Below are 22,065 nucleotides of genomic sequence, written 5' to 3'. Positions count from 1 at the left end.
GTCAGCCTGATTTCCGGGGTCTTGCTGATTCGACGCCGTGGACCCCCTGGCCTCTACGGGTCGAGGTCGTCCCCGGCCCGCTCGGCGAAGATCCGCATCGCCTTGGCGGTCACCGGCCCCGGCGTGCCCGGCAGTTCGCGGTCGTCGACGCGGTGGACGGCCTGGACGTCGCGCAGGGTGGAGGTGAGGAACACCTCGTCCGCCCGCTCCAGGACGTCCAGCGGAAGGTCGGTCTCCTTGGCGCCGGTCCACTCGACGGTCAGCTCACGGGTGATGCCCGCGAGGCAGCCCGAGGCGAGCGGCGGGGTGTGGATCTCGCCGTCCAGGACGACGAAGACATTGGACCCGGTGCCCTCGCAGAGCCGTCCGACCGTGTTGGCGAACAGCGCCTCGGTGGCGCCGTGCTGGTGGGCACGGGCCAGGGCGACGACGTTCTCGGCGTACGAGGTCGTCTTCAGGCCGGTGAGCGCGCCGCGTTCGTTGCGGGTCCAGGGCACCGTGACCACCGCCGTGGAGTCGGCGCGCCGCACGGTCTCGCCGAGGGCGACGACGAGGGTGGGCCCGTGGTCGCCGCGGTCGGAGCCGAGGGGGCCGTGGCCTCCGGTGTAGGTGATGCGCAGCCGGCCCAGCGGCATCGGGTTGGCCTCCAGGACGGCGGCGCAGGCGCGACGGACCTCGTCGTGGTCGGGGTCGGGCAGGCCGAGGCCGCGTGCGGAGCGGGTCAGCCGGTCGAGGTGGCGGGTGAGCGCGAACGTCGTGCCGTCCACCGCCTTGACCGTCTCGAAGATGCCGTCGCCCACGGTCAGCCCGTGGTCGAAGACGGAGACACGGGCGGACTCGGAGTCCTGCAGCCCGCCGTCGAGCCAGATCTTCACGTAAGCGTCCCTTCACTCACCTCGTACGCTCCCGACGCTACCGCGAGCAGTCGCGACGCCTTCAGCTCGGTCTCCTCCCACTCGGCCTCGGGGTCGGAACCCCAGGTGATGCCGGCGCCGGTGCCGAAGCGCAGCACGGCCGCGCCGTCGGCGGCGCGGTCGATCCAGAAGGTGCGGATGCCGACGGCCAGCTCGCCCGTCCCCTGGTCGGCGTCGACCCAGCCGATGCCGCCGCAGTAGGGGCCGCGGGGGGCCGTCTCCAGGGCGTCGATGATGCCGAGGGCGCTGGACTTGGGGGCGCCGGTGACCGATCCGGGCGGGAAGGCGGCGTCGAGCAGGTGCGGCCAGCCGGCGCCGTCGCGCAGCTCGCCGCGGACCGTGGACACGAGGTGGACCAGGCCCGGATGCTTCTCGACGGTGCACAGGTCGGGAACGCTCACGCTGCCGGTGGCGCAGACGCGCCCGATGTCGTTGCGGACGAGGTCCACGATCATCACGTTCTCGGCGTAGTCCTTGTCGAGGAGGTCCGCCTCGGTGCGCCCGGTGCCCTTGATGGGCCCGGACTCGACGACCCTCCCGGCACGGCGCAGGAAGAGCTCGGGGGAGGCGGTGGCCGTCTCTATGCCGTGGGCAGGCAGCCGAATCGTTCCTGCATATGGTGCCGGGTTGCCCCGGGCCAACAGGGCGGTGAGCGCGTCCACGTCGGCGTCGGCCGCCACGGGAGCGGTCAGGACGCGGCAGAGGTTGGCCTGGTACACCTCACCGGCGGCGATGTGCTCGCGGATGCGGCGCACCCCGGCCGTGTACCCGGCGCGGTCGAGGGAGGACGTCCAGTCACCGGCCGCGGGCCCCCGCCACGCCCCCGGGACCGGAGCGGGCACCGGCTCCTCGCGTACATCGGCGAACCGTGCGCAGGTCAAACGGCCCTCGAAGTCGGCGCAAACGGCCCAGAAACCGGCGGAGTCGAGGGCCGCGGGATCGCTGGTGACGTCAAGGAGGCCGGTGGCCACGCGGCCGCCGAAACGGGCGAGAGGAGGGAGATCGAGCACGTTGTCGAGTCTATGGCGACTCCGTCGGGGCCGGGTCGGGCATGTCCCGCTTGTCCCGCCCGAGCGGCCTGACCAGGTCCGCGAGTGGGCGCAGCGCAGCACGCTGCACAAACGCGTTTTTGTACTGGCCCGGGAATCCGCTAGAGTTCAACACGTCGCCGGGACGCGAGAGCCGACCGAAACGACAAGCGGACGTAGCTCAGTTGGTAGAGCGCAACCTTGCCAAGGTTGAGGTCGCGAGTTCGAGCCTCGTCGTCCGCTCGAAGGAAGAAGGGGTCTTCCAGGTCCCCTACACTCCTGGTGGAGTGGCCGAGAGGCGAGGCAACGGCCTGCAAAGCCGTCTACACGGGTTCAAATCCCGTCTCCACCTCCAAGGACGATTAGCTCAGCGGGAGAGCGCTTCCCTGACACGGAAGAGGTCACTGGTTCAATCCCAGTATCGTCCACTGGATCTTGGCCGGAAGGTCTGAGATCTGCCCCGCGCGATTAGCTCAGCGGGAGAGCGCTTCCCTGACACGGAAGAGGTCACTGGTTCAATCCCAGTATCGCGCACGCAGCACCACCCCCTCCCGGACGATTAGCTCAGCGGGAGAGCGCTTCCCTGACACGGAAGAGGTCACTGGTTCAATCCCAGTATCGTCCACACGCCGAGAGCCCCCGGCCGCCTTCGCGGTCGGGGGCTCTTCCGTGTGCCGGGTCAGCTGGAGAACAGCATGTGGCCGAAGCTCTTGTGCCGGTTGTGGCCGCCGTGGTGACCGCCGTAGTGCCCACCGCCGTGACCGCCGCCGTGCGGGGCGCCCCAGGCGGGCGCGACCGGGGCCGACGGGTACGCCTGCGGGGCGGCCGGGGGCGGCGGCGCCGGCTGGGACCACTGGGCCTCCACCCGGGTCAGCGCCTCCAGCTCGCCGTAGTCGAGGAAGATCCCGCGGCAGTTGCTGCACTGTTCGATCTGGACGCCGTTGCGGTTGTACGTGTGCATCTGAGCGTGACACTTCGGGCACTGCATGGTTCGGCTCAACTCCTCGCCGGTCGGTCCTGTTTCGCGTACCGCCAGGACAGACACTGTCCGGCCGCGGTCGGTTGCACCCTACTTCGCGAAGCCTGTCGCCAACTGCGGGGGTTCACAGCCCATTCGGGCACAGGCGTCGATCAGACACCGCTCCACCTCGTCCAGCGGCCGCCCCTGCGCCACCGACTTGGTGACAGCGCGTGCGGCGGCCTGGACGGTGAGTGCGCGGGCCGGGACGTCGAGGGCGGGCCAGGGGTCGCCCGTCCCGGGGACGGCCGGCCCGGATCCGGCGCGGTACGCGGTCAGGAAGCGGGTCCACTCGTCGGGCGGCAGCAACCCGCAGGCGTACCACGCGGCGGGGCGGGCGAGGTCCCAGGCCGGGACGCCGACGCCGAGGTCGTCGACGTCGATCAGGCGCCAGGGGCCGTCGGGAGCGGGATGGCGGACGAGCTGGCCGAGGTGGAGATCGCCGTGGCAGAGCGTCGTCGCGTCGGGCATGGGGGCCTCGGCGCGGGCCCAGGCGGGCAGCGCACGCCAGGCGTTCAGGACGGGGACGACGGCGGGATGGGATCCGGCGGCCCGCAGCCGGGCCACGGCCTGCGCGGCCTTGACGGGGCCGCGCATCGGAGGGAGGGCGACGGGGGCCGGTGCGCGGTGGAGGCGGGCGAGCAGGGCGCCCGCGGCTTCCCAGGGGGCCGCGTCCGGGTCGTCCGGGTCCACCGGGGCGCCGTACGGCCAGAACGTGACGAGTCTGCCGTGGAGTAGGGCCGGGGTCGGCGCCAGCGGAGGGAGGAGGACGTCGGGGCGGCGGGCCGCCGTGGCGAGGCGGGGGGCGAGGTCGGCCGGCTCGGTGCCGGGGGCGTGCGCCTTCGCGACCGTGCCGGCGTGCCGGACGACGGTGGCGTCGGGACGGTCGGCGAGGGTGGCCGCGCCGCACGGACAGGCCGCGTCGGTTTCGTGAGCCTGCGCTCCGGCTCGGAACGTGAGCTCGGTGAGCAGGGGGTGGGCGGTCACGGGGCTCCCTGGGCGACGGCGTGCGGTCTCCTCGCGAGGGTACGCAGGTGGGACCGTCGGCGATCGCGCGTCCGGGAAAAGCAATGCAGGCGCAGCTCCCCAGCTGCGCCTGCATTATTTGCCGTCCGCCGCACCCCCGTCCCCACGGGGTTTCATGGGTGGATGTCCCCGCCCGGACCGCTCTTCCGGGCCTGGGGTCGCCGCTCAGCGCCCCAGCATCACTCCCACGGACGACGCCTGTGTGGCCACTGTCTCCCAGCCGTCGAAGACGACGAGGAGCAGGACCGCCAGGGGAAGGGCCATCAGCGTCGCCACCAGGGGGTGGCGGCGACCCGTGCGGCGGGGGCGCGTGGTGCGTCCCTGCGTGCGAATCATCGTCCGCGGTGCCGTGTGGGCCATGGTCCCTCTCCTGACCTGATCAGTTGTCGTTGGCAGCGGCGGGTGTCTGACCTCGGGGGACGAGTGCTGCACCCGCCGCTTGACCTCAAATCTAGGCGGGTGGCGGCTGCTGGTCGTCATGCCTTCGTACCGATTGCCGGGCCTCCCGGAGGATGAGCCGTGACCTGCGGAGTACTCCCCTGGGTGGAGACCAGGTCCTAGGTCTCGGGGTCTTCCCGGAAGGGTGCCCGATCACGGAGTGACTTCGCTCACTTCCACCGCCCTTCGCCGTGCCGGCATGGCCCCCCGGCAGCCCGCTCCGCCGACCTTCCCCCCGTAGGTCCGCATCGTGTCACCGGCGTCGGCTCCCCTCTCGGCACGGTCACCCTTCATGGGTTCAACCGGCCTTCTGTCACACGTGGTTGACGCCGCTGAGCAGCCGAAGTGGGCCTGCCGGCAGGCCCCCTGACCGCCTTTCACGTCCCCCGCCGGGGACGGACAATCGGTCGGGACGAGAGGGCGCGGCCTCTGCGCGCCGACGGCCGTGGAAACGTAAGCTGTGCCACGTCAAACGGACCGGGCAGCGGGGATGAACATGGCGATGATGCGCCTGAGGCGCGAGGACCCGCGCGTCGTCGGCTCGTTCAGGCTTCACCGGCGGCTCGGGGCGGGCGGGATGGGCGTCGTCTACCTGGGCTCCGACAAGAAGGGGCAGCGGGTCGCGCTGAAGGTGATCCGGCCCGATCTGGCTGAGGACCAGGAGTTCCGGTCGCGGTTCGCGCGCGAGGTCTCGGCGGCGCGGCGGATCCGGGGCGGGTGCACGGCACGGCTGGTCGCGGCGGATCTGGACGCCGACCGGCCGTGGTTCGCCACGCAGTACGTGCCCGGGCCCTCCCTCCACGACAAGGTCAACGACGAGGGGCCGCTCGGGGCCGCCGAGCTCGCCTCCATCGGGGCCGCGCTGTCGGAGGGCCTCGTCGCCGTGCACGAGGCCGGGGTCGTGCACCGGGACCTGAAGCCCTCCAACATCCTGCTCTCCCCCAAGGGCCCGCGGATCATCGACTTCGGCATCGCCTGGGCGACGGGCGCCTCCACGCTGACGCACGTCGGCACGGCGGTCGGCTCCCCAGGGTTCCTCGCGCCGGAGCAGGTGCGCGGGGCCCTGGTCACCCCGGCCACCGACGTGTTCTCGCTCGGCGCGACGCTCGCGTACGCCTCGACGGCCGACTCGCCCTTCGGGCACGGCAGTTCCGAGGTCATGCTGTACCGCGTGGTGCACGAGGAGCCGCAGCTGCACGGCGTTCCGGACGCGCTGGCCCCGCTGGTGCGGGCCTGTCTGGCGAAGGATCCCGAGGAGCGGCCAAGCACCCTCGATCTCTCCCTGCGGCTCAAGGAGATCGCGACCCGGGAGTCGCAGGGTCTGTCGGACGCGCGGCCGGCGGTGCCGCGGGCCGCCGAGGCGGACCGTCCCACCGGACGGCTCTTTGACCCCGGTCACCCGGAGCGCACGCTGCGCCAGCCGAGCGGGCCGCGCACTCCCCCGCCGCGGAACGGAGTGCCGTCCTCGCGCAGTGCGGTTCCTTCCCGGGGCGGGGCTCCCGCTCGCGGGACCGGCGGCCCGCGCGGTGGCGGCGGTGAGCGCGGCTCGTCGTCACGGTCCGGAGCGCGGCCCGCTCCCGGCTCCCGGCCCACCCGTCCCGGCAGCGGCAGCCGGCCGGTGCCCCGCGGCGGGGCCGGCCGGCAGGGGCCGAGGACCACGGGCACCGGACGGCGGCCCGCCAACCCGCGTCTGCTGCGTCAGCGGCTGTTCGTCTTCGTCGTGGTGACCCTGCTCGTCGCGCTCGGCATCGCCCTCGTCCAGGGCTGCGAGGGACCGGCGCGCGGGCTCGGCGGGGACAACGACGTCGTACGGCAGGAACAGGGCCAGGAACTGGGGCACGAGCAGCAGCATGTCCGCCCGGAGTCGGGGGTCGGCGGTCCGCTGGGGGACTGAGAGCCTGTGGGCTATGTCTGCGGGCGGCCCGTCGCCACCGCGTAGAACGCGACCGCTGCCGCCGCGCCCACGTTGAGGGAGTCGACGCCGTGGGACATCGGGATGCGGACCCATTCGTCGGCGGCGACCAGGGCCTGGGTGGAGAGACCGTCGCCCTCCGCGCCCAGCATGAGGGCGACCCTGTCCATCGTGTGCGGGGCGGCCTCGTCGAGGCTGCGGGCCTTCTCGTCCGGGGTGAGGGCCAAAAGCGCGAAGCCGGCCTCGCGGACCGAGTCCAGGCCCTTGGGCCAGGTGTCCAGCCGGGCGTACGGGACGGAGAAGACCGCGCCCATCGAGACCTTCACACTGCGGCGGTACAGGGGGTCGGCGCAGTCCGGTGAGAGCAGGACGGCGTCCATGCCGAGGGCGGCGGCCGAGCGGAAGATCGCGCCGATGTTGGTGTGGTCGTTGACCGACTCCATGACGACTACCCGGCGGGCGCTCTGCAGGAGTTCGGCGGCGGTGGGCAGCGGTTTGCGCTGCATGGAGGCCAGCGCGCCGCGGTGGACGTGATAGCCGGTGACGCGTTCGGCGAGCTCCGGGCTGACGGCGTACACCGGCGCCGGGAGCTCGTCGATGACGTCACGCATGACGTCGACCCACTTCGCGGAGAGCAGCATCGAGCGCATCTCGTACCCGGCGTCCTTGGCCCGGCGGATGACCTTCTCGCCCTCGGCGATGAACAGGCCCTCGGCGGGCTCGCGCTTGCGGCGCAGCTCGACGTCGGTCAGGCCGGTGTAGTCGCGCAGGCGCGGGTCGTCGGGGTCCTCAACGGTGATGAGATCGGCCACAGGGTGATACTGCCTTGTCCTGGGTGTGGTGCCAACGGCTCGGAACGGTTGTGTTACCCGCGGTTACTCGGATGTCCGGGGGCCGACGGTCACGACCGCGCCGATGACGATGACCGCCGGCGGCTTGACCTCCTGGGCGCGGACCGTCTCCGCGACCGTCGCGAGCGTCGCGTCGACGCGGCGCTGGGCGGCCGTCGTGCCCTCCTGGACCAGGGCGACCGGGGTGTCGGGCGACTTGCCGTGCGCGACGAGCGTCTCGGCGATCTTCCCGATCTTGTCGACGCCCATGAGGATCACCAGGGTGCCCGTGAGCTTCGCCAGGGACGGCCAGTCCACCAGGGAACGCTCGTCGTCGGGGGCGACATGCCCGCTGACCACGGTGAACTCATGGGCGACGCCCCGGTGGGTGACGGGGATGCCGGCCGCGCCCGGCACGGAGATCGAGCTGGAGATGCCGGGCACGACCGTGCAGGCGATCCCGGCCTCGGCGAGGGCCTGGAGCTCCTCCATGCCACGGCCGAAGACATACGGGTCGCCGCCCTTGAGCCGGACGACCGACTTGCCCTGCTTGGCGTGCTCGATCAGCGCGTTGTTGATGGCCTCCTGGGCCATGTAGCGGCCGTAGGGGATCTTCGCCGCGTCGATCACCTCGACGTGCGGCGGGAGTTCGGCGAGCAGGTCGCGCGGGCCGAGCCGGTCGGCGATGACGACGTCCGCCTCGGCGAGCAGTCGGCGGCCGCGGACCGTGATCAGGTCCGGGTCGCCCGGGCCGCCGCCGACCAGGGCGACGCCGGGGGTGCGGGTGCGGTGGTGGGGGGCGACGAGGGTGCCGTCGCGCAGGCCCTCGACGACCGCGTCGCGGATGGCCGCGGTGTGGCGGGGGTCGCGGCCACGGGCGTCGGTGGTGAGGACGGCGACCGTGACGCCCTCGCTGTGTCCGGTCGCCGGAGTCCAGGCGGTGGCCCGGTCGGCGTCGTCCGAGCGGACGCACCAGACGCGGCTTCGCTCCGCTTCGGCGGAGGCCCGGGTGTTCGCCTCCTGGTCGCTGGTGGCGATGAGGGCGTACCAGGCGTCCGCCAAGTCGCCTTCGGCGTAGGGGCGCTTGTGCCAGGTGATCTCCGCCGCGTCGGCCATCGCCTCGACGGAGGGGGTCGCCTGCGGGGATACGAGGTGGATGTCGGCGCCTGCCGCGATCAGTGCGGGGAGGCGGCGCTGGGCCACCTGGCCGCCGCCGAGGACGACGACCCTGCGGCCGGTGAGGCGGAGGCCTACGGGGTAGGCGGGGTGTTCGGCCATGAGGTGCGGCTCCTCGTACGAGCAAGGGCGGGGGGCGCTGCGGCTCTGGAGCGGCCCTGACGTGCGGATTTTAGAGGTGGGCTCAGGGTACGGCGGGGCCGGGGGCCGCGCAGGGGCGCGGACCCGCCGGCGCAGGCCCGCCAACCGCCGCCGGGGCCCCGGCGGGTCCTACTTCTCGGTCACCCCCGCCGAGTCGAACGTCGCCACCTCGTGCATGGCGCGGGCCGTGCTCTGGACCAGGGGCAGGGCCAGCAGGGCGCCGGTGCCCTCGCCGAGGCGGAGGTCGAGGTCGACCAGGGGGCGCAGGCCCAGCTTGTTCAGGGCGGCCACATGGCCGGGCTCGGCGCTGCGGTGGCCGGCGATGCAGGCCGCCAGCACCTCGGGGGCGATGGCGCGCGCGACCAGCGCGGCGGCGCCGGCGCTGACGCCGTCCAGGATCACCGGCGTACGCAGGGACGCGCCGCCGAGGAGGAGGCCGACCATCGCCGCGTGTTCGAAGCCGCCGATCGCGGCCAGGACGCCGATCGGGTCGGCCGGGTCCGGCTGGTGGAAGTCCAGGGCGCGGCGGACGACCTCGGTCTTACGGGCGAGGGTCTCGTCGTTGATTCCGGTGCCGCGGCCGGTGACCTCGGCCGGGTCGGCACCCGTGAAGACCGAGATGAGGGCCGCGGACGCCGTGGTGTTCGCGATGCCCATCTCGCCCGTGAGGAGCGCCTTGTTGCCGGCCGCCACCAGGTCGCGGGCCGTCTCGATGCCGACCTCGATGGCCTGCTTGGCCTCCTCGCGGGTCATCGCGGGGCCGGTGGTCATGTCGGACGTGCCCGCGCGGACCTTGCGGGGCAGCAGGCCGGGGGTCGCCGGGAGGTCGGCGGCCACGCCCACGTCCACGACGCAGACCTCGGCGCCCACCTGGGAGGCGAACGCGTTGCAGACCGCGCCGCCGCCGAGGAAGTTGGCGACCATCTGGGCCGTCACCTCCTGCGGCCAGGGGGTGACCCCCTGGGCGTGCACCCCGTGGTCGCCGGCGAAGATCGCGACGGCCGCGGGCTCCGGGATCGGCGGCGGGCACTGCCGGGACAGGCCGGACAGCTGCGCGGAGATGATCTCCAGCATGCCGAGCGCCCCGGCCGGCTTCGTCATGCGCTTCTGCCGCTCCCAGGCCTCGCCGAGCGCCTTGGCGTCCAGCGGGCGGACACTGGCGACGGTCTCGGCGAGCAGGTCGTGCGGGTCCTCGCCGGGCAGTGCGCGACGGCCGTACGTCTCCTCGTGGACGACCCACGACAGCGGGCGACGCTTCGCCCAGCCCGCCTGCATCAGCTCGGGCTCGTCCGGGAACTCGTCGACGTAGCCGACGCACAGGTAGGCGACCACTTCGAGGTGCTCGGGCAGGCCCAGCGCCCGGACCATCTCCCGCTCGTCGAAGAAGCTGACCCAGCCGACGCCCAGACCCTCGGCGCGGGCGGCGAGCCACAGGTTCTCGACCGCGAGCGCGGAGGAGTACGGCGCCATCTGCGGCTGCGTGTGCCGACCCAGGGTGTGGCGGCCGCCACGGGTCGGGTCGGCGGTGACGACGATGTTCACCGGCGTCTCGAGGATGGCCTCGATCTTGAGTTCCTTGAACTGCTTGGCCCGGCCCTTGGGCAGGGACAGCGCGTACGCGTCGCGCTGACGCGTCGCCAGTTCGTGCATCGCGCGCCGGGTGTCGGCCGAGCGGATCACGACGAAGTCCCAGGGCTGCGAGTGGCCGACCGAGGGCGCGGTGTGGGCGGCCTCCAGGACGCGCAACAGCACCTCGTGCGGGATCGGGTCACTGCGGAAGCCGTTGCGGATGTCCCGGCGCTCCCGCATGACCTTCAGGACGGCCTCGCGCTCGGCGTCGTCGTACGCGGGCGCGGCGGGGCCGGTGGACTCTCGAGCTTCTTCCACTGCAGCGGCCGGGCTCTCTTCCTGGTCGGCGGCCCTGGTGTCCAGGTCCTCCGGGCTCTGTGCGACATCGGGGTCGATGATGGCGGTCGCGCGCTCCGTGTCCGGGGTCGCCGGGGCAAAAGCGTGGTCGGCGCCGCGCGGGGCGGGGACCGTGACGGTGGGGCCCGTGACGGTGGGGGGCACAGCGACCGGTTCGGCGGCCTGTTGCTGTTCCGCGATCGCCTCGGGGGCCGGCGTCATCTCGGGGGCCGGCTGTTCCTGCGTGGGGAACTGCGCGCCCTCGACCGGCACGAACTGACCCAAGGGCTGGCCCGGTTGGGTCGGCTGGTCGGTCGGGGGCTGCTTCTCAGGTTGGACGTCCTGGGGAGCGGCAACCGGCGAGGCGGGAGTCGCGTCCACGGGGAGTCTCTCGACGGGCGGCACCGCCGTCTCCGTCACGGCCTGCTGCTCCGGCTGCGGTTCCGGCTGTGGTTCCGGTTCCGCATCGGTTGCGGCGAGGACGGGCTCGGGCTGGGCAACGGGGGGCGCGGTCTCGGGTGCGGGCTCCGCCGGGGGGGCCGTCCCCGGGGCGACGGCGTCCGGGATGTGGGACACGGGGTCCGTGGTTTGGACGGGCTCGGCGGGAGGCTCGCTGACGGCCTCCGCTTCCGGCTCCGGTCCGGGCTGCGGCTCCGGCGTCGGCTCGGGCGCCACCTGTTGGGCGGCCGGCTCGGCGGGGGCGACGGGCGCGTCGATGAACTGCACGCCCGCGGGGGCGGTGGAGACCTCCGGTCCGGGCGCGGGTGCCTCCGCCTCGGCGGCGGGCGCTTCCGCCACGGGGGCCGCCGGTTCCGCCGTCTCAGGCGTCACGATCGCCACGGGCTCGGAAGCCTGAACGGCTTCGGGCGTGGGCTCGGGGGCGGGATCGGTCTCGGGGGCCACGACCGGGTCGGGAACGGGGGCCTCGGAAACGACCTGCGGTGCGACGACGGCGTCGGCGGCCGGATCCGGCACCGGAATCGGCTCTGCCACGGGCGCCTCCGGGGCCGGCGCGGCGCCGGCGCTCGCATCGGCGGTCGCGTCGGGCTCCTGCGGCTGCGGCTGAGCTGCCTCGGCCTCGGCAGGCATCGCCCCCGCGGCCTCGGCCGCAGCGGCGACGGGCGCCTCCACGGGGTTCGTCACAGCGACCACTACCGGCTCTGCCGCCTCCACCGCTTCGGCCGACTCAGCCACTTCGGCCGTTTCTGCCACCTCGGCCGACTGGGTCACCGCCGCCTCGACCGCGACCGGCTCGACCGCTTCGACCGCCTCGTCCGCGACCGGCTCAGCTGTCTGCGCGGTTTCGGGGGCGACGGCCGGGGCCTCCACGGCCTCCGGTGCCTCCGGTACCGCCTGCGCCGCGTCCACCGGCTGTTCTTCAGCGACAGAGGGGACGGCGGGCTCGTCCGCCGGCGCGACGGGGGCGTCCGGCGTTCGGTCGTCGCCCGAGACGGGGACGTCGGCAGCGCCCTGCCCGGCCTCGACGACCGCACCGACGTCCGCGCCGACGGGAACCTGCTCGGCCTCCGCCATCATCGCGGCTCCGAACACCTGACCGGGGTCGACGACTCCGTACGTCTCGGCGGCGGGCGCGGCCTGGGCGCCGTCGGCGTCGGCGTCGCTCCCCTCCGAGGCGGTCGCGGCGACCGCCTCGATCGCCTCGGTCGCCACGCGGGCCACGACCGCCTGCGCCACGCCCACCGGCTCGGCCTGCTGCGGTTCCGTGACCGCCACTGCCGGAGCAACCGTTTCCGCAGTCCTCACCCCGGGAGCGACCTGGGCCTGGGCGGGCGCCTGGGCCGTGGCCTGGACGGCTCCCCAAGGGGCCGCGCCCTGCGGCATCTCACGCACGGGCGGGACGTCGAGGTACTCGGGACCGGACGCGGCCGGGCCGGGCTGTCGCACCGGCGCGCCCGCGGGGCCGCGATCGGCGAGGGAGCGGACCGGGCTGGCGGAGGCGTCGGGGATCGGCGGGCCGAGGTGCAGGGGGCGGCGCGGGGCCGACTGGGGCGTCGACGGGCCGGGGAGGCGGACGGCGCTGAGGTCGACCGACCCGCTGTCGCGGCCGGAGGTCTCGTGCGGACCCGGCTCGTGCACCGCCTCGACCACCGGCTCAGGGGCCGGCGGCGCCACCTCGTTGCCCCACGCGCTCTGGGCACCCGGCAGCAGCAACAGGTCTTCGTCCTCGGCGGTGCTCTCGGAGAGGTAGGTGTACGCACCGTGCGCGGAGGCGCCCGGCTGCTCCACCATGCCTGCGTTCTCCGGCAGCCCCTCGCCCGGGACCTGGCCGGTGTCGGTCATGCGTACCCCTCGCCCATCGGTTAGTGCTTCTGCGGCCGGCTCACCCGGAGCGGCGCACCGCCCGCCCCGTAGTGAAGAACGAGCGTCCGTGCCCAGCGGCACGTACGACCCGCCCGAAAAAGCGACAAAGCCATTCAGTGGCATTGTCCCGGCCGTCGACGCGTCGCGACAGCTTGATCCGCGACGCTCCGCTGTGGACTGCGCCACGTTGCGCGCCCTCCGGTGCTGCCGTACCACACGCCCCCCAAAAGGGATGTGTTTTCCGGACATTGACCGACGAAGCGCCGGGCGAACGGAAGGGGTACGACGATCGTCCAGCCTACCGCGCGCGGTACGACAACAGGATCACGGGGAGGGCGCAGCGGGTCATGTGCGACGGTCCGGCAGTGCCCACCCGTCGCCCGACCACCACCCCTCAGCGAGGCGCTTCGCGCCGCAGAATTTCTCCGGTGAGCAGGAACGCGACGCTCCGCTCTGTTTCCGTCCAGGCCCGTGTGTCGAGTTCGACCGACTGGACGAGGGCGCATTCGACGCGGTAGCCGTGCTCGGACAGGTCGCGGCCCACGCGTTCGGCCGCGTCGCGGGTCGCCGCATGGGTGACGATGCGCTGCGGGCGGCGGTCGGCGACCGCGGAGACCACGGCCGCTCCCCCGCCGCCGACCCGGACGACGTCCGGCTCTGGCAGGTTCTCCAGGACGTGCGGGGCGGTGCCGTGGACGATCTGCAGTTGGACGCCGTGGCGGCGCGCGGAGGCGTCGGTGCGGCCGCACGCGTCCAGGGCACGGTCGACGGCGATGACGGCGGCGCCCGCCCGCGCCGCCTCGGTCGCGAAGGCGCCGCTGCCGCAGCCGATGTCCCATACGAGGTCACCGACCCGCGGGCCGAGCCGGGCGAGTTGGCCCGCGCGCAGCAGCTCCGCCTCCCCCTCGCCGAGTCCGCCGCCGTACGCCTCGCCCGGCAGGGCCCAGCCGCGCGGGCCGGCGCCCGGGTCGCGGCCGGCGATCCAGCCGCTGTCGCCGGAGACGACCGGTCCGGTGGGGCCGCCGATCACGATGACGACGTTGGGGTCGCGCCAGGTGTGGTCGGCGGCCTTGTCGGAGGTGACGACGCTGACCTGTTCGCGGGTGGTGCCGAGTTCCTCGCAGACCACGAAGGTGCGGTGCACGCCCTCCATGAGCAGGCCGAGCTCGGCGGGGCCGGCGCCCGGGGAGGTGAGGACGGCGACCTTGGTGTGGGCGCGGCACACGTTCACCGCGCGGCGCAGGGTGCGCCGGTGGGCGACGACGACCTGGGCGTCGTCCCAGGGCATGCCGGCCCGGGCGAAGGCGGCGGCGACGGCGGAGACGGCCGGGACGACCTCCACCTCCAGGCCGAACTCGGGTGCGCGCAGGGTGCGTACGACGCCGAAGAAGCCCGGGTCGCCGTCGGCGAGGACGACCGCGGTGCCGCGGTGGCCGGCGATGCGGCGGGCGGCGAGGGCGACGCTGCCGAGCCGGATGCGTTCCGCCGCGGGCGGCACCTCGGGCAGCGCCAGATGGTGGGCGGCGCCGGCCACCAGTGTGGCGGCGCCCAGGGCCGATCGGGCCGCGGCGGTCAGTGGCGAGCCGTCCCAGCCGATCACCGTGACGCGGTCGGCCATCGTCGTCAGTCTCCCCGGGGGTTCACGCTGGTAGCGGGCTCCGTGAGGGTACCTGGTCGGCGGGGCCGGACGGGGGCGCCCGCGCGGGGCCCGGGTTCAGTTCCAGTCGCTGTAGGAGGGGTAGCCGCCGCTCTCCGCGAAGTGCTCGCCGGGTCCCTCCAGGTCCTCCGGAAGCAGGCTCCACACGATGTAGTCGGTGCGCACCTCGGTCCAGGTGCCGTCCTCGGCGCGGGCGCGGGCTATACAGGCGCCGCGCAGCACACCCTCGCTGATGCAGCCGATCTTCTGGGCTACCTGCTGGGAGGCGGTGTTGTCGGCGGCGGTGCGCAGCTCGATGCGCTCGAACTTCTGGTCGGTGAGCAGCCATTGCGCGGTGGCCAGCGCCGCCTCGGAGGCGTAGCCCTCGCCGCGCGCCCAGGGGGCGATGATGTACGACAGCTCGGTGGAGCGGACATGCCAGTTGGTCTTGGCGAGTTGGACTATGCCGACCAGGCGCTGGGTGAGGAACTCGGTGACGGCGAGGTCGAGGCCGCGGCCCGCGCCGCGTTCGGTGGGCGCGTACTCGGTGATCCAACGGCGGGCAGCGGCCTCGCTGTAGGGCTGGGGCACGGCGGTCCACGCCCCCACCTGTTCGTCGTTCATCATGTCGGCCAGGGCGGGCACGTCGTCCTCGTCGAGGGGACGCAGCACCAACCGCTCCGTGCTGATGGAGATGGTGGGGAAGGTGCTCGTCATGAAGCCGCTCCGTAGCCTTCGAAACCGTCAGGGCCCGACCTGCTGGGCCGTCAGGGCCTGCTGAACTGCCCAGCATGCAGCATGTGAGCACCGCACCGCACCACGGGGTCCACCCCGAGTGATGGAGTGGACCCCGTGGGTGCGCAGGTCAGCCGGAGGTGACCGGCAGACCGCCTGCGTGGACGCCTCAGAAGGACGCGATGACCGAGCCTGCGTACTTGTCCGCGATGAACTTCTTGACCTCGGGGGACGTGAGGAGCGCGGCGAGCTTCTTGACGCGCGGGTCGCTCTCGTCGCCCTTCTTCACGGCGAGGAAGTTGCCGTAGGGGTTGTCCTTGGCGGACTCCAGGACGAGGGCGTCCGAGGCGGGCTTGAGGTCGGCCTCGATGGCGTAGTTGCCGTTGATGACGGCCGCGTCCACGTCGTCGAGGGAGCGCGGGGTCTGGGCCGCCTCCAGCTCCTTGAACTTGAGCTTCTTCGGGTTCGCGGTGATGTCCGCGGGCGTCGCGTCGTTGCCCACGCCGTCCTTGAGGGCGATGAGTTTGTTCGCGGCGAGCAGCTTCAGGGCGCGGGCCTCGTTGACGCTGTCGTTCGGGACGGCGATCGTCGCACCGCTCTTGAGGGCGTCGGCGCTCTTGACCTTGTGCGAGTAGAGGCCGAGCGGCTCCAGGTGGACCGTGACGACGGGCACGATGTGGGTGCCGTTCTTCTTGTTGAAATCGTCGAGGTACGGCTGGTTCTGGAAGTAGTTGGCGTCGACCGAGCCGTCCTCCGTCGCCGTGTTCGGCGTGACGTAGTCGGTGAACTCCTTGACCTCCAGGTCGAGGCCCGCCTTCTTCGCCAGGTTGTCCTTGACGAAGTTCAGGATCTCGGCGTGCGGGGTGGGGCTGGCGGCGACGACCAGCGGGCCGCCGGCGTCGGAGGAAGCGGAGGAGGAGTCGGAGCCCTTGTCCGAGCCGCAGGCGCCGAGTCCGAGGGTGAGGGCTCCGGCGGCGAGGACTGCGGTGGTGATCTTGGCGGTGTTACGCACGAAAAGTGCCTTTCCTGAGGTGTTGCGGCCCCGCGTGGGGTGAGCGGGGGGACTGTGGGGCGGGGTGCCTCTTGGGCGCTTATGCGACCTTGCCGACGTCCGTGGCCGCCTTGCCGACGTCCGCGGCCGCGGGCTCCTTCGCCTTCAGCAGGCGGAGCTTGGGCACGGGGCCCGAGCGGCCGCCGCGGCGGTGCAGGGAGCGGGCCGCGTAGTCGCCGGCGAACTGGATGAGGGAGATGACGACGGCGAGGATCGCCACCGTGATCCACATCAGCTCGGTCTCGAAGCGCTGGTAGCCGTAGCGGATGGCGATGTCTCCGAGGCCGCCGGCGCCGACCGTGCCCGCCATGGCGGAGTAGCCGATGAGGGCGACGATCGTGGTGGTGGTGCCGGCGATGAGGGAGGGCAGGGACTCCGGGACGAGGACCTTGCGCACGATCGTCCAGGTGTTGCCGCCCATCGCCTGCACGGCCTCGACGAGCCCGCCGTCCACTTCGCGGACAGCCGTCTCGACGAGGCGCGCGAAGAACGGGATGGCGCCGACGGCGAGCGGCACGATCGCGGCCTCCCGGCCGATGGTCGTCCCGGTGATCGTGCGGGTGAAGTTCATCAGCGCGACCATCAGGATGATGAACGGCAGCGAGCGGGCGACGTTCACGACCTGCCCGAGCACCCTGTTGGCGAGGACGTTCTGCAGCAGGCCGCCCCGGTCGGTCAGGACCAGCAGGACGCCGAGCGGGAGGCCGCCGACGACGGCGATGAGCGTGGACCAGCCGACCATGTAGAGGGTGTCCCAACACGCCTGGGACAGCAGGGGCTGCATCTCCGACCAGGTCACTTGACACCTTCCTTCACCAGCACGGATGCGGGCTCCCGGCCCACGACGTCGATCTGGAGGCCCTGTTCGCGCAGGAAGCCGATCGGCACGACGTTGTCCTCGTAGCGGCCGGGCAGTTCGATGCGCATGCGGCCGACCTGGAGGCCGCCGACGGTGTCGATGGCGGCACCGAGGATCGATATGTCGATGTTGTAGGTGCGTGACAGCTGGGAGACGACGGGCTGAGTGGCGCTCTCGCCATGGAAGGTGACGTCGACGACGGTGCGGTCCTCGCCGGTGGCTTCGCCGCCCACCGGGAAGAGCGCGGCGGCCAGTTCGGATCCGGGGGTGGCGAGCAGTTCGCTGACCGTGCCGGACTCGACGACTCGGCCGTTCTCCATGAGCGCGGCGGAATCGCAGATCGACTTCACCACGTCCATCTCGTGGGTGATGAGCAGGACGGTCAGGCCCAGCCGGCGGTTCAGGTCGCGCAGCAGTTGGAGGATGGAGCGGGTGGTCTCCGGGTCGAGGGCGCTGGTGGCCTCGTCGGAGAGCAGCACCTTCGGGTCGCCGGCGAGGGCGCGGGCGATGCCGACGCGCTGCTTCTGGCCGCCGGAGAGCTGGGCGGGGTAGGACTTGGCCTTGTCGGCGAGACCGACCAGGTCGAGCAGCTCCAGCGCCTTGCGGGAACGTTCCTTCCCTGAGATGCCGAGGATCTCCAGGGGGAGTTCGACGTTGTCCTGCACGGTGCGCGAGGACAGCAGGTTGAAGTGCTGGAAGACCATGCCGATCCGGCTGCGCGCCTGCCGCAGCTCCTTGCCGGCGCGGGGTCCGCGCCCGGCGAGCGCGGTGAGGTCCTGTCCGGCGACGGTGACCGTGCCGGCGGTGGGGCGCTCCAGGAGGTTGATGCAGCGGATCAGCGAGGACTTGCCGGCGCCGGACTGGCCGATGACGCCGTACACCTCGCCTTCACGAACGTGCAGGTCGACGCCGTCGAGGGCGGTGACCTCACGGCCGCGCGAGCGGTAGACCTTGGTGAGGTCCATGGTGGTGATCACGTGGATTTCCGTCACTGTCGAGTGCGCGGACATGGGTGTGCCAGAGCGCACGGATGCAGGCTGTCAGGGACGCGACACGGTTCTCGCTGTGGCGGGGAACCGGGGAGAAACATGTGCGCGGGGCGCGGCTGGTGTCCTGTACGGCGGACATGCGGCGTACGGACGTGCCACGGCGGCTCGCTTCGGGGCGCGAGCTCGGGGGGTGGTGCGGGGGCCCTCTAGAAGGCGCACATTCGACACATACAACGAGCACCGGGCGTCATGGTCGCCTCGGTCGCAAGGGTGCGGCTGCTCGTCGTGGTCATGAGCATCAGTAAACCAGACGTACGGTCCTGACCGAGACCCCGCTGTCCGGATGCTGGACAGCCGTGGACGGTCCGCACGTGAGCGCCTGGCGGGCCGGGCGGACTGTGGTCGACGCCACCGTCGACCGGCGGGCCTCGGGGCCGACCGCGGGGTGTCGATTACGCCGTAATAAGGTCACTGCATGCTTGATGCCCTGACGCTGGTGACCGGCGTCGCCGCGTTGCTGCTCGCCGCCTGGTGCGGCTGGGCCGCCTACCGTGACCAGCCCACGAAGGACTGGCACTTCATCGGGATGGCCGTGGTCTCGGCTCTGGCCACGGTTCAACTGGTGGTCGGGATCGTGCAGTTGGCGCGGGGCCAGAAGCCGGAGCAGGGCACGACGATCTTCGTGGCGTATCTGCTGGGCGCCTTCGCATGTGTGCCGACCGCGGGATTCATGTCGCTGGCCGAGCGGACCCGCTGGGGTTCGGTGACGGTCGCCGCGGGCGGTGTGGTGCTCGCCGTGCTGGAGGTGCGGCTCTATGACATCTGGGGAGGCTGAGATGGCGGCGGTACAGGAGAAGAAGCCGGCCCGGCTCATCGGCGGGCCCGGGATGCTGCTGGTGTGGTTCTACGGCGTGATGGTGGTCGGGGCCGTGTCGCGGTCGGTGTACCAGATCGCGACGGAGTTCGACCGGGCGCCGCTGTCGTACACGCTGTCCGCGGTGGCGGGTCTCGTGTACGGGTTCATCACGTACTCGCTGGTGCGCGGCGGGGAGACCGCGCGCAGGGCGGCGCAGGTGTGCTGCGCCGCCGAACTCGCGGGCGTGCTGATCGTCGGTACCTGGACCGTGATCGAGCCGTCGGCCTTCCACGACGCGACCGTGTGGTCGGACTACGGCATGGGATACGTGTTCATCCCCGTGCTGCTGCCGCTGTCCGCCCTGTACTGGCTGCGGAAATCCCGGACCGCCGCCACCGCCGCCACCGCCGCTACGCGGTAGCCGCGTACTCCCCCGCCTGCTTCTCCAGGACGATCATCAGTACACCGTCCGTGCCCTCGGAGGTGCCGACCGTCTCGTAGCCGACGCGGCGGTAGAGGCGGAGGTTGCCCTCGCTGCGGTGGCCGGTGAAGAGGCGGAACTTCTTGGCGCCGCGCTCCTCGGCGAGCGCCGACTCGGCCGCGCGCAGCAGTCTCGCGCCGATGCCGTGCCCCTGGAGGCGGGGGTGGACGCAGAGCTTGCCGATGGCGGCGGCGCCGTCCTCGGTGAGGCGGCCGCGTACGGAGCCGACCACCTCGTCGCCCAGGCGGGCCACGAAGACGCAGTCGGTGGCGAGTTCCTGCCGGACGGAGTCGAGGCTCTGCACGAGCGGGTCGATGCGGTAGTTGCCGTACAGCGCGGCTTCACTCTGGAAGCACAGGTACTGCAGCCTGAAGATCTGCTCGACATCCTGCTCGGTCGCCCCCGAGATGGTCACGCTCATGCCCATGTGCGCACGCCTCCCGCTCACCTGATCGCCTGTGGTCCTTCACTCCTATCCCCGCACTTCGTGAGCCGCAACCTCCGGCGTCAGCAAACGCCGCAGACATCCCAGACATCTGGAACGTTCCGGGCCGAGACTGCCCTGTGAGATACCCAACTCCCCCGCGATCTCGCGGTAGGTGAGGTCCTCGGGTGAGAGAAGCGCCTGGAGGAGACGGGAGCAGCGGCCGGGGAGCCGGTGCACGGCCTCGCGCAGGGCGCGATGGCGGGCGGCGGTGAGGGCGATCTGCTCGGGACCGCGGGAGGCGTCGTCGGCGGGGTCGCTCTCGTAGGGCTGCTCGCGGCGGGTCGTACGGCGGGTGCGGCGGACCTCGGCGCGGACGGCCCTGCGCAGCCAGCCCTGCGGGTCGGGGGGCGGGCCGTCGGAGGCGAGGTGCTCCAGGAGGCGGAGCCAGACCGCCTGTTCCAGGTCGCCGGGTTCCGTGCCGGTGGCGTGGGCCTCGGCGGAGGCCTCCGCGGCGAGGAGGGGGCGCAGGGCGGTGAGCAGGTCGTGCGTCATATGCCAAACGATGCGGCCGCCCGGGCTGCTGGTTGCCGGGGCGGCCGACTGTCACTCCAACGGGGACTCAGCCGTTGACGAAGTCCGCGCGGGCGAGGACGCCCGTGTCGGCGTTGTCGGTGAAGACGCCGTCGATGCCGGTCGCGAAGTAGGTGCGGAACGCGCCGAAGGGGTCGCCGTATCCGTCCGCGTCCGTGCCCTTGCGGAAGTTCGTGGGCAGGAAGGGGTTCTCGTTGCGCATGGTGTAGGGGTGCAGGATCAGGCCGACCGCGTGGGCGTCCTTCACCAGGGAGGTCGGGGTGGTGAGGTTGCCGGCCGCGTCCTTCGGGATGACGAGGTCGAGGGTGGGGCCGATGCCCTGGGCGTAGCCGGCGATCTCCCTGAGGCCGGCCCGGGTGATCAGGTCGGCGACGGTACGCGGGTCGCCCGTCTCGACGAAGTCCCAGGGGCGGGTGTTCGCCGCCGACAGCAGGACCACGAGGGGGTTGTCGACCAGCTTGTTCAGGCGCTGGATGCTGGTCGGCTCGAAGGACTGCAGGATGACCGGCGAGTTCTTCCTGTCCTTGCCGTACTTGTGCAGCAGCTTGGCGACCCGCTCCTCCAGGCCCAGGCCCAGCTTGCGGAAGTAGGTGGGGTGCTTGGTCTCGGGGTAGATCCAGACCTGCTTGCCGCGCTTACGGCTCTGCTCGTCCTGCCACTTCAGGACCTCCTCGAAGGTGGGGATCTCCCAGCGGCCGTTGTAGAGCGTGTTGTGCGGGCGGTTGGCCGGGATGCGCTCGATCGCGCGCAGGGTCTTCAGCTCCGCAAGGGTGAAGTCCTCGGTGAACCAGCCGGTCGTGGAGACGCCGTCGAGGACCTTGGTGGTCTTGCGGCCGGCGAACTCGGGGTGGTCGGCGACGTCCGTCGTGCCGCCGATCTCCGGCTCGTGCCGGCAGACCAGGTGGCCGTCCTTGGTGGGGACGAGGTCGCCGGCCTCGACGATGTCGGCGCCCAGGTCGAGGGCCAGCTGGTAGGAGCCGAAGGTGTGCTCGGGGCGGTAGCCGCTGGCACCGCGGTGACCGATGATCGTCGGCACGGGCAGGCTCTTCAGGCCCCCGCCATGACCGCTGCCGGTCCGCGCCTCGGTGGCTCTCGCGGTGCCCGACAGGCCGAGGACGCCTCCGGTGGCGCCGAGCACGGCCGCGCCGAGAAGCGCCCGCCGTCCGCTTCCGCTCACGCTCGCCTGCTGGTTCGACTCCTGCGTGTCCTGTGTTCCCATGAGGGGCCTCCTGACCGTCGCCTCGTTCGTGCGGGCCGATCGTAGGGGCGTGGACATGACCGTCGGGAGACCTCGGTCCTAACACGCGGGTGACGGTGGATGGCGTGTGCCGTACGTCAAGCTGACGGACCGTCGGACAGGAGGATCGACGGGAGGAATGGGCGGGGGCCGCCGGGGAAGGCGGTCAGTACCGGCTGCGGTCGTCCCGGTCGCGCAGTGCGTCGAGCGTCCCGGGGGCGGCAAGGCGGTTCGCCATGCGCACCCTGCCACGGGCCTCACGCAGGTCGCGATTCGCCTTCGCCTCGACGCGGGCAGGGTCGGGGCCCGCCGAGAAGCGGCGGCGCTCCCTGCGCACCAGGACCGTCACGGAGGCGGCGAGTACGAGCAACAGCAGTACGGCGAAAGCAACAACGATACCCATGACCCCCGGTTTCACGGCGTTGTTCCCAGCATGCCACCCAGGTGACGGGCGGGCGGCGATTGCGCCGTCCAGGTAAACGTACGTCAACAG

Annotated in this window: 20 protein-coding genes and 5 tRNA genes; 8 read left to right on the top strand and 17 right to left on the bottom strand. The window is 72.4% G+C overall.

Features of this window, described 5'->3' with window-relative positions; all coding sequences use genetic code 11:
• Positions 1–53: 53 nt before the first annotated feature.
• The gene (locus ACIBTS_RS01520) at positions 54–875 is read right to left on the bottom strand and encodes an aminodeoxychorismate lyase (RefSeq protein WP_319670810.1); all 822 of its coding nucleotides are present in this window, start codon (positions 873–875) and stop codon (positions 54–56) included.
• Positions 872–1,924: a chorismate-binding protein gene (locus ACIBTS_RS01515; RefSeq protein ID WP_399315797.1), complete on the bottom strand. Its 1,053-nt coding sequence runs from the start codon at positions 1,922–1,924 to the stop codon at positions 872–874. The genes ACIBTS_RS01520 and ACIBTS_RS01515 overlap by 4 nt, the downstream gene beginning before the upstream one ends.
• Positions 1,925–2,112: 188 nt before the next feature.
• Between ACIBTS_RS01515 and ACIBTS_RS01510 the strand changes: the two genes are divergently transcribed.
• The 5 genes from ACIBTS_RS01510 to ACIBTS_RS01490 all read left to right on the top strand — a co-directional run bounded on the left by ACIBTS_RS01510 (position 2,113) and on the right by ACIBTS_RS01490 (position 2,567).
• A tRNA-Gly gene (locus tag ACIBTS_RS01510) sits at positions 2,113–2,185 on the top strand.
• A gap of 38 nt (positions 2,186–2,223) precedes the next feature.
• Positions 2,224–2,297 (top strand) — tRNA-Cys (locus ACIBTS_RS01505).
• Between the two features lies 1 nt (position 2,298).
• A tRNA-Val gene (locus ACIBTS_RS01500) sits at positions 2,299–2,370 on the top strand.
• Between the two features lie 34 nt (positions 2,371–2,404).
• Positions 2,405–2,476, top strand: a tRNA-Val gene (locus ACIBTS_RS01495).
• A 19-nt stretch (positions 2,477–2,495) separates the two neighbouring features.
• A tRNA-Val gene (locus tag ACIBTS_RS01490) sits at positions 2,496–2,567 on the top strand.
• 54 nt (positions 2,568–2,621) lie between these two features.
• Here ACIBTS_RS01490 and ACIBTS_RS01485 read toward each other — a convergent pair.
• From ACIBTS_RS01485 to ACIBTS_RS01475, 3 genes are all read right to left on the bottom strand, one after another.
• Positions 2,622–2,930: a zf-TFIIB domain-containing protein gene (locus ACIBTS_RS01485; RefSeq protein WP_079663466.1), complete on the bottom strand. Its 309-nt coding sequence runs from the start codon at positions 2,928–2,930 to the stop codon at positions 2,622–2,624.
• A gap of 81 nt (positions 2,931–3,011) precedes the next feature.
• Positions 3,012–3,947 carry a phosphotransferase family protein gene (locus ACIBTS_RS01480; RefSeq protein ID WP_399315796.1) on the bottom strand — a complete coding sequence of 312 codons (936 nt, stop codon included), beginning with the start codon at positions 3,945–3,947 and terminating at the stop codon, positions 3,012–3,014.
• Between the two features lie 204 nt (positions 3,948–4,151).
• Positions 4,152–4,346: a hypothetical protein gene (locus ACIBTS_RS01475; RefSeq protein WP_079663464.1), complete on the bottom strand. Its 195-nt coding sequence runs from the start codon at positions 4,344–4,346 to the stop codon at positions 4,152–4,154.
• Between the two features lie 568 nt (positions 4,347–4,914).
• Between ACIBTS_RS01475 and ACIBTS_RS01470 the strand changes: the two genes are divergently transcribed.
• The gene (locus tag ACIBTS_RS01470; RefSeq protein ID WP_399315939.1) at positions 4,915–6,318 is read left to right on the top strand and encodes a protein kinase; all 1,404 of its coding nucleotides are present in this window, start codon (positions 4,915–4,917) and stop codon (positions 6,316–6,318) included.
• 11 nt (positions 6,319–6,329) lie between these two features.
• Here the strand turns inward: ACIBTS_RS01470 and ACIBTS_RS01465 are convergent, their stop codons facing one another.
• From ACIBTS_RS01465 to ACIBTS_RS01430, 8 genes are all read right to left on the bottom strand, one after another.
• Positions 6,330–7,148 (bottom strand): RNA methyltransferase, encoded by an 819-nt coding sequence (locus ACIBTS_RS01465; protein WP_079663462.1) that lies wholly within the window; start codon positions 7,146–7,148, stop codon positions 6,330–6,332.
• A 63-nt stretch (positions 7,149–7,211) separates the two neighbouring features.
• Positions 7,212–8,444, bottom strand: coding sequence for a uroporphyrinogen-III C-methyltransferase (gene cobA / locus ACIBTS_RS01460; RefSeq protein WP_399315795.1), 1,233 nt, complete (start codon positions 8,442–8,444; stop codon positions 7,212–7,214).
• 168 nt (positions 8,445–8,612) lie between these two features.
• Complete coding sequence (gene cobT / locus ACIBTS_RS01455; protein WP_399315794.1) at positions 8,613–12,689, bottom strand: nicotinate-nucleotide--dimethylbenzimidazole phosphoribosyltransferase; 4,077 nt, start codon at positions 12,687–12,689, stop codon at positions 8,613–8,615.
• A gap of 415 nt (positions 12,690–13,104) precedes the next feature.
• Positions 13,105–14,328, bottom strand: a complete 1,224-nt coding sequence (gene cbiE, locus ACIBTS_RS01450; RefSeq protein WP_399315793.1) for a precorrin-6y C5,15-methyltransferase (decarboxylating) subunit CbiE — start codon at positions 14,326–14,328, stop codon at positions 13,105–13,107.
• 96 nt (positions 14,329–14,424) lie between these two features.
• A complete protein-coding gene (locus tag ACIBTS_RS01445) occupies positions 14,425–15,063 on the bottom strand; it encodes a GNAT family N-acetyltransferase (RefSeq protein ID WP_319670804.1) in 639 nt (212 codons plus the stop codon).
• A 187-nt stretch (positions 15,064–15,250) separates the two neighbouring features.
• The gene (locus ACIBTS_RS01440) at positions 15,251–16,093 is read right to left on the bottom strand and encodes a MetQ/NlpA family ABC transporter substrate-binding protein (protein ID WP_399315792.1); all 843 of its coding nucleotides are present in this window, start codon (positions 16,091–16,093) and stop codon (positions 15,251–15,253) included.
• Between the two features lie 79 nt (positions 16,094–16,172).
• Positions 16,173–16,931: a methionine ABC transporter permease gene (locus ACIBTS_RS01435; RefSeq protein WP_319670802.1), complete on the bottom strand. Its 759-nt coding sequence runs from the start codon at positions 16,929–16,931 to the stop codon at positions 16,173–16,175.
• The gene (locus tag ACIBTS_RS01430; RefSeq protein WP_399315791.1) at positions 16,928–17,968 is read right to left on the bottom strand and encodes a methionine ABC transporter ATP-binding protein; all 1,041 of its coding nucleotides are present in this window, start codon (positions 17,966–17,968) and stop codon (positions 16,928–16,930) included. Before ACIBTS_RS01430 ends, ACIBTS_RS01435 begins: the two co-directional genes overlap by 4 nt.
• A gap of 487 nt (positions 17,969–18,455) precedes the next feature.
• Here ACIBTS_RS01430 and ACIBTS_RS01425 point away from each other — a divergent pair, with 487 nt between their 5' ends.
• Both ACIBTS_RS01425 and ACIBTS_RS01420 read left to right on the top strand, forming a co-directional pair.
• A complete protein-coding gene (locus tag ACIBTS_RS01425) occupies positions 18,456–18,815 on the top strand; it encodes a hypothetical protein (protein ID WP_319670800.1) in 360 nt (119 codons plus the stop codon).
• A 1-nt stretch (position 18,816) separates the two neighbouring features.
• Entirely contained in the window at positions 18,817–19,257 is a 441-nt protein-coding gene (locus ACIBTS_RS01420) for a hypothetical protein (RefSeq protein ID WP_319670799.1), read from the top strand.
• Here ACIBTS_RS01420 and ACIBTS_RS01415 read toward each other — a convergent pair.
• From ACIBTS_RS01415 to ACIBTS_RS01400, 4 genes are all read right to left on the bottom strand, one after another.
• A complete protein-coding gene (locus tag ACIBTS_RS01415; protein ID WP_319670798.1) occupies positions 19,247–19,744 on the bottom strand; it encodes a GNAT family N-acetyltransferase in 498 nt (165 codons plus the stop codon). The genes ACIBTS_RS01420 and ACIBTS_RS01415 overlap by 11 nt on opposite strands.
• Positions 19,745–19,789: 45 nt before the next feature.
• Positions 19,790–20,296, bottom strand: coding sequence for an RNA polymerase sigma factor (locus ACIBTS_RS01410; protein WP_399315790.1), 507 nt, complete (start codon positions 20,294–20,296; stop codon positions 19,790–19,792).
• Between the two features lie 67 nt (positions 20,297–20,363).
• Positions 20,364–21,554, bottom strand: a complete 1,191-nt coding sequence (locus tag ACIBTS_RS01405; protein WP_399315789.1) for a glycerophosphodiester phosphodiesterase — start codon at positions 21,552–21,554, stop codon at positions 20,364–20,366.
• 184 nt (positions 21,555–21,738) lie between these two features.
• A complete protein-coding gene (locus ACIBTS_RS01400) occupies positions 21,739–21,975 on the bottom strand; it encodes a hypothetical protein (RefSeq protein WP_399315788.1) in 237 nt (78 codons plus the stop codon).
• Between the last annotated feature and the right edge of the window lie 90 nt (positions 21,976–22,065).

Origin of the sequence: Streptomyces sp. NPDC050121 (assembly GCF_044460385.1) — a bacterium.
Lineage (GTDB): Bacteria > Actinomycetota > Actinomycetes > Streptomycetales > Streptomycetaceae > Streptomyces > Streptomyces soliscabiei.
The sequence above is the reverse complement of the archived record's forward strand: the minus strand, read 5'-3'. Positions and strand labels throughout refer to the sequence as shown.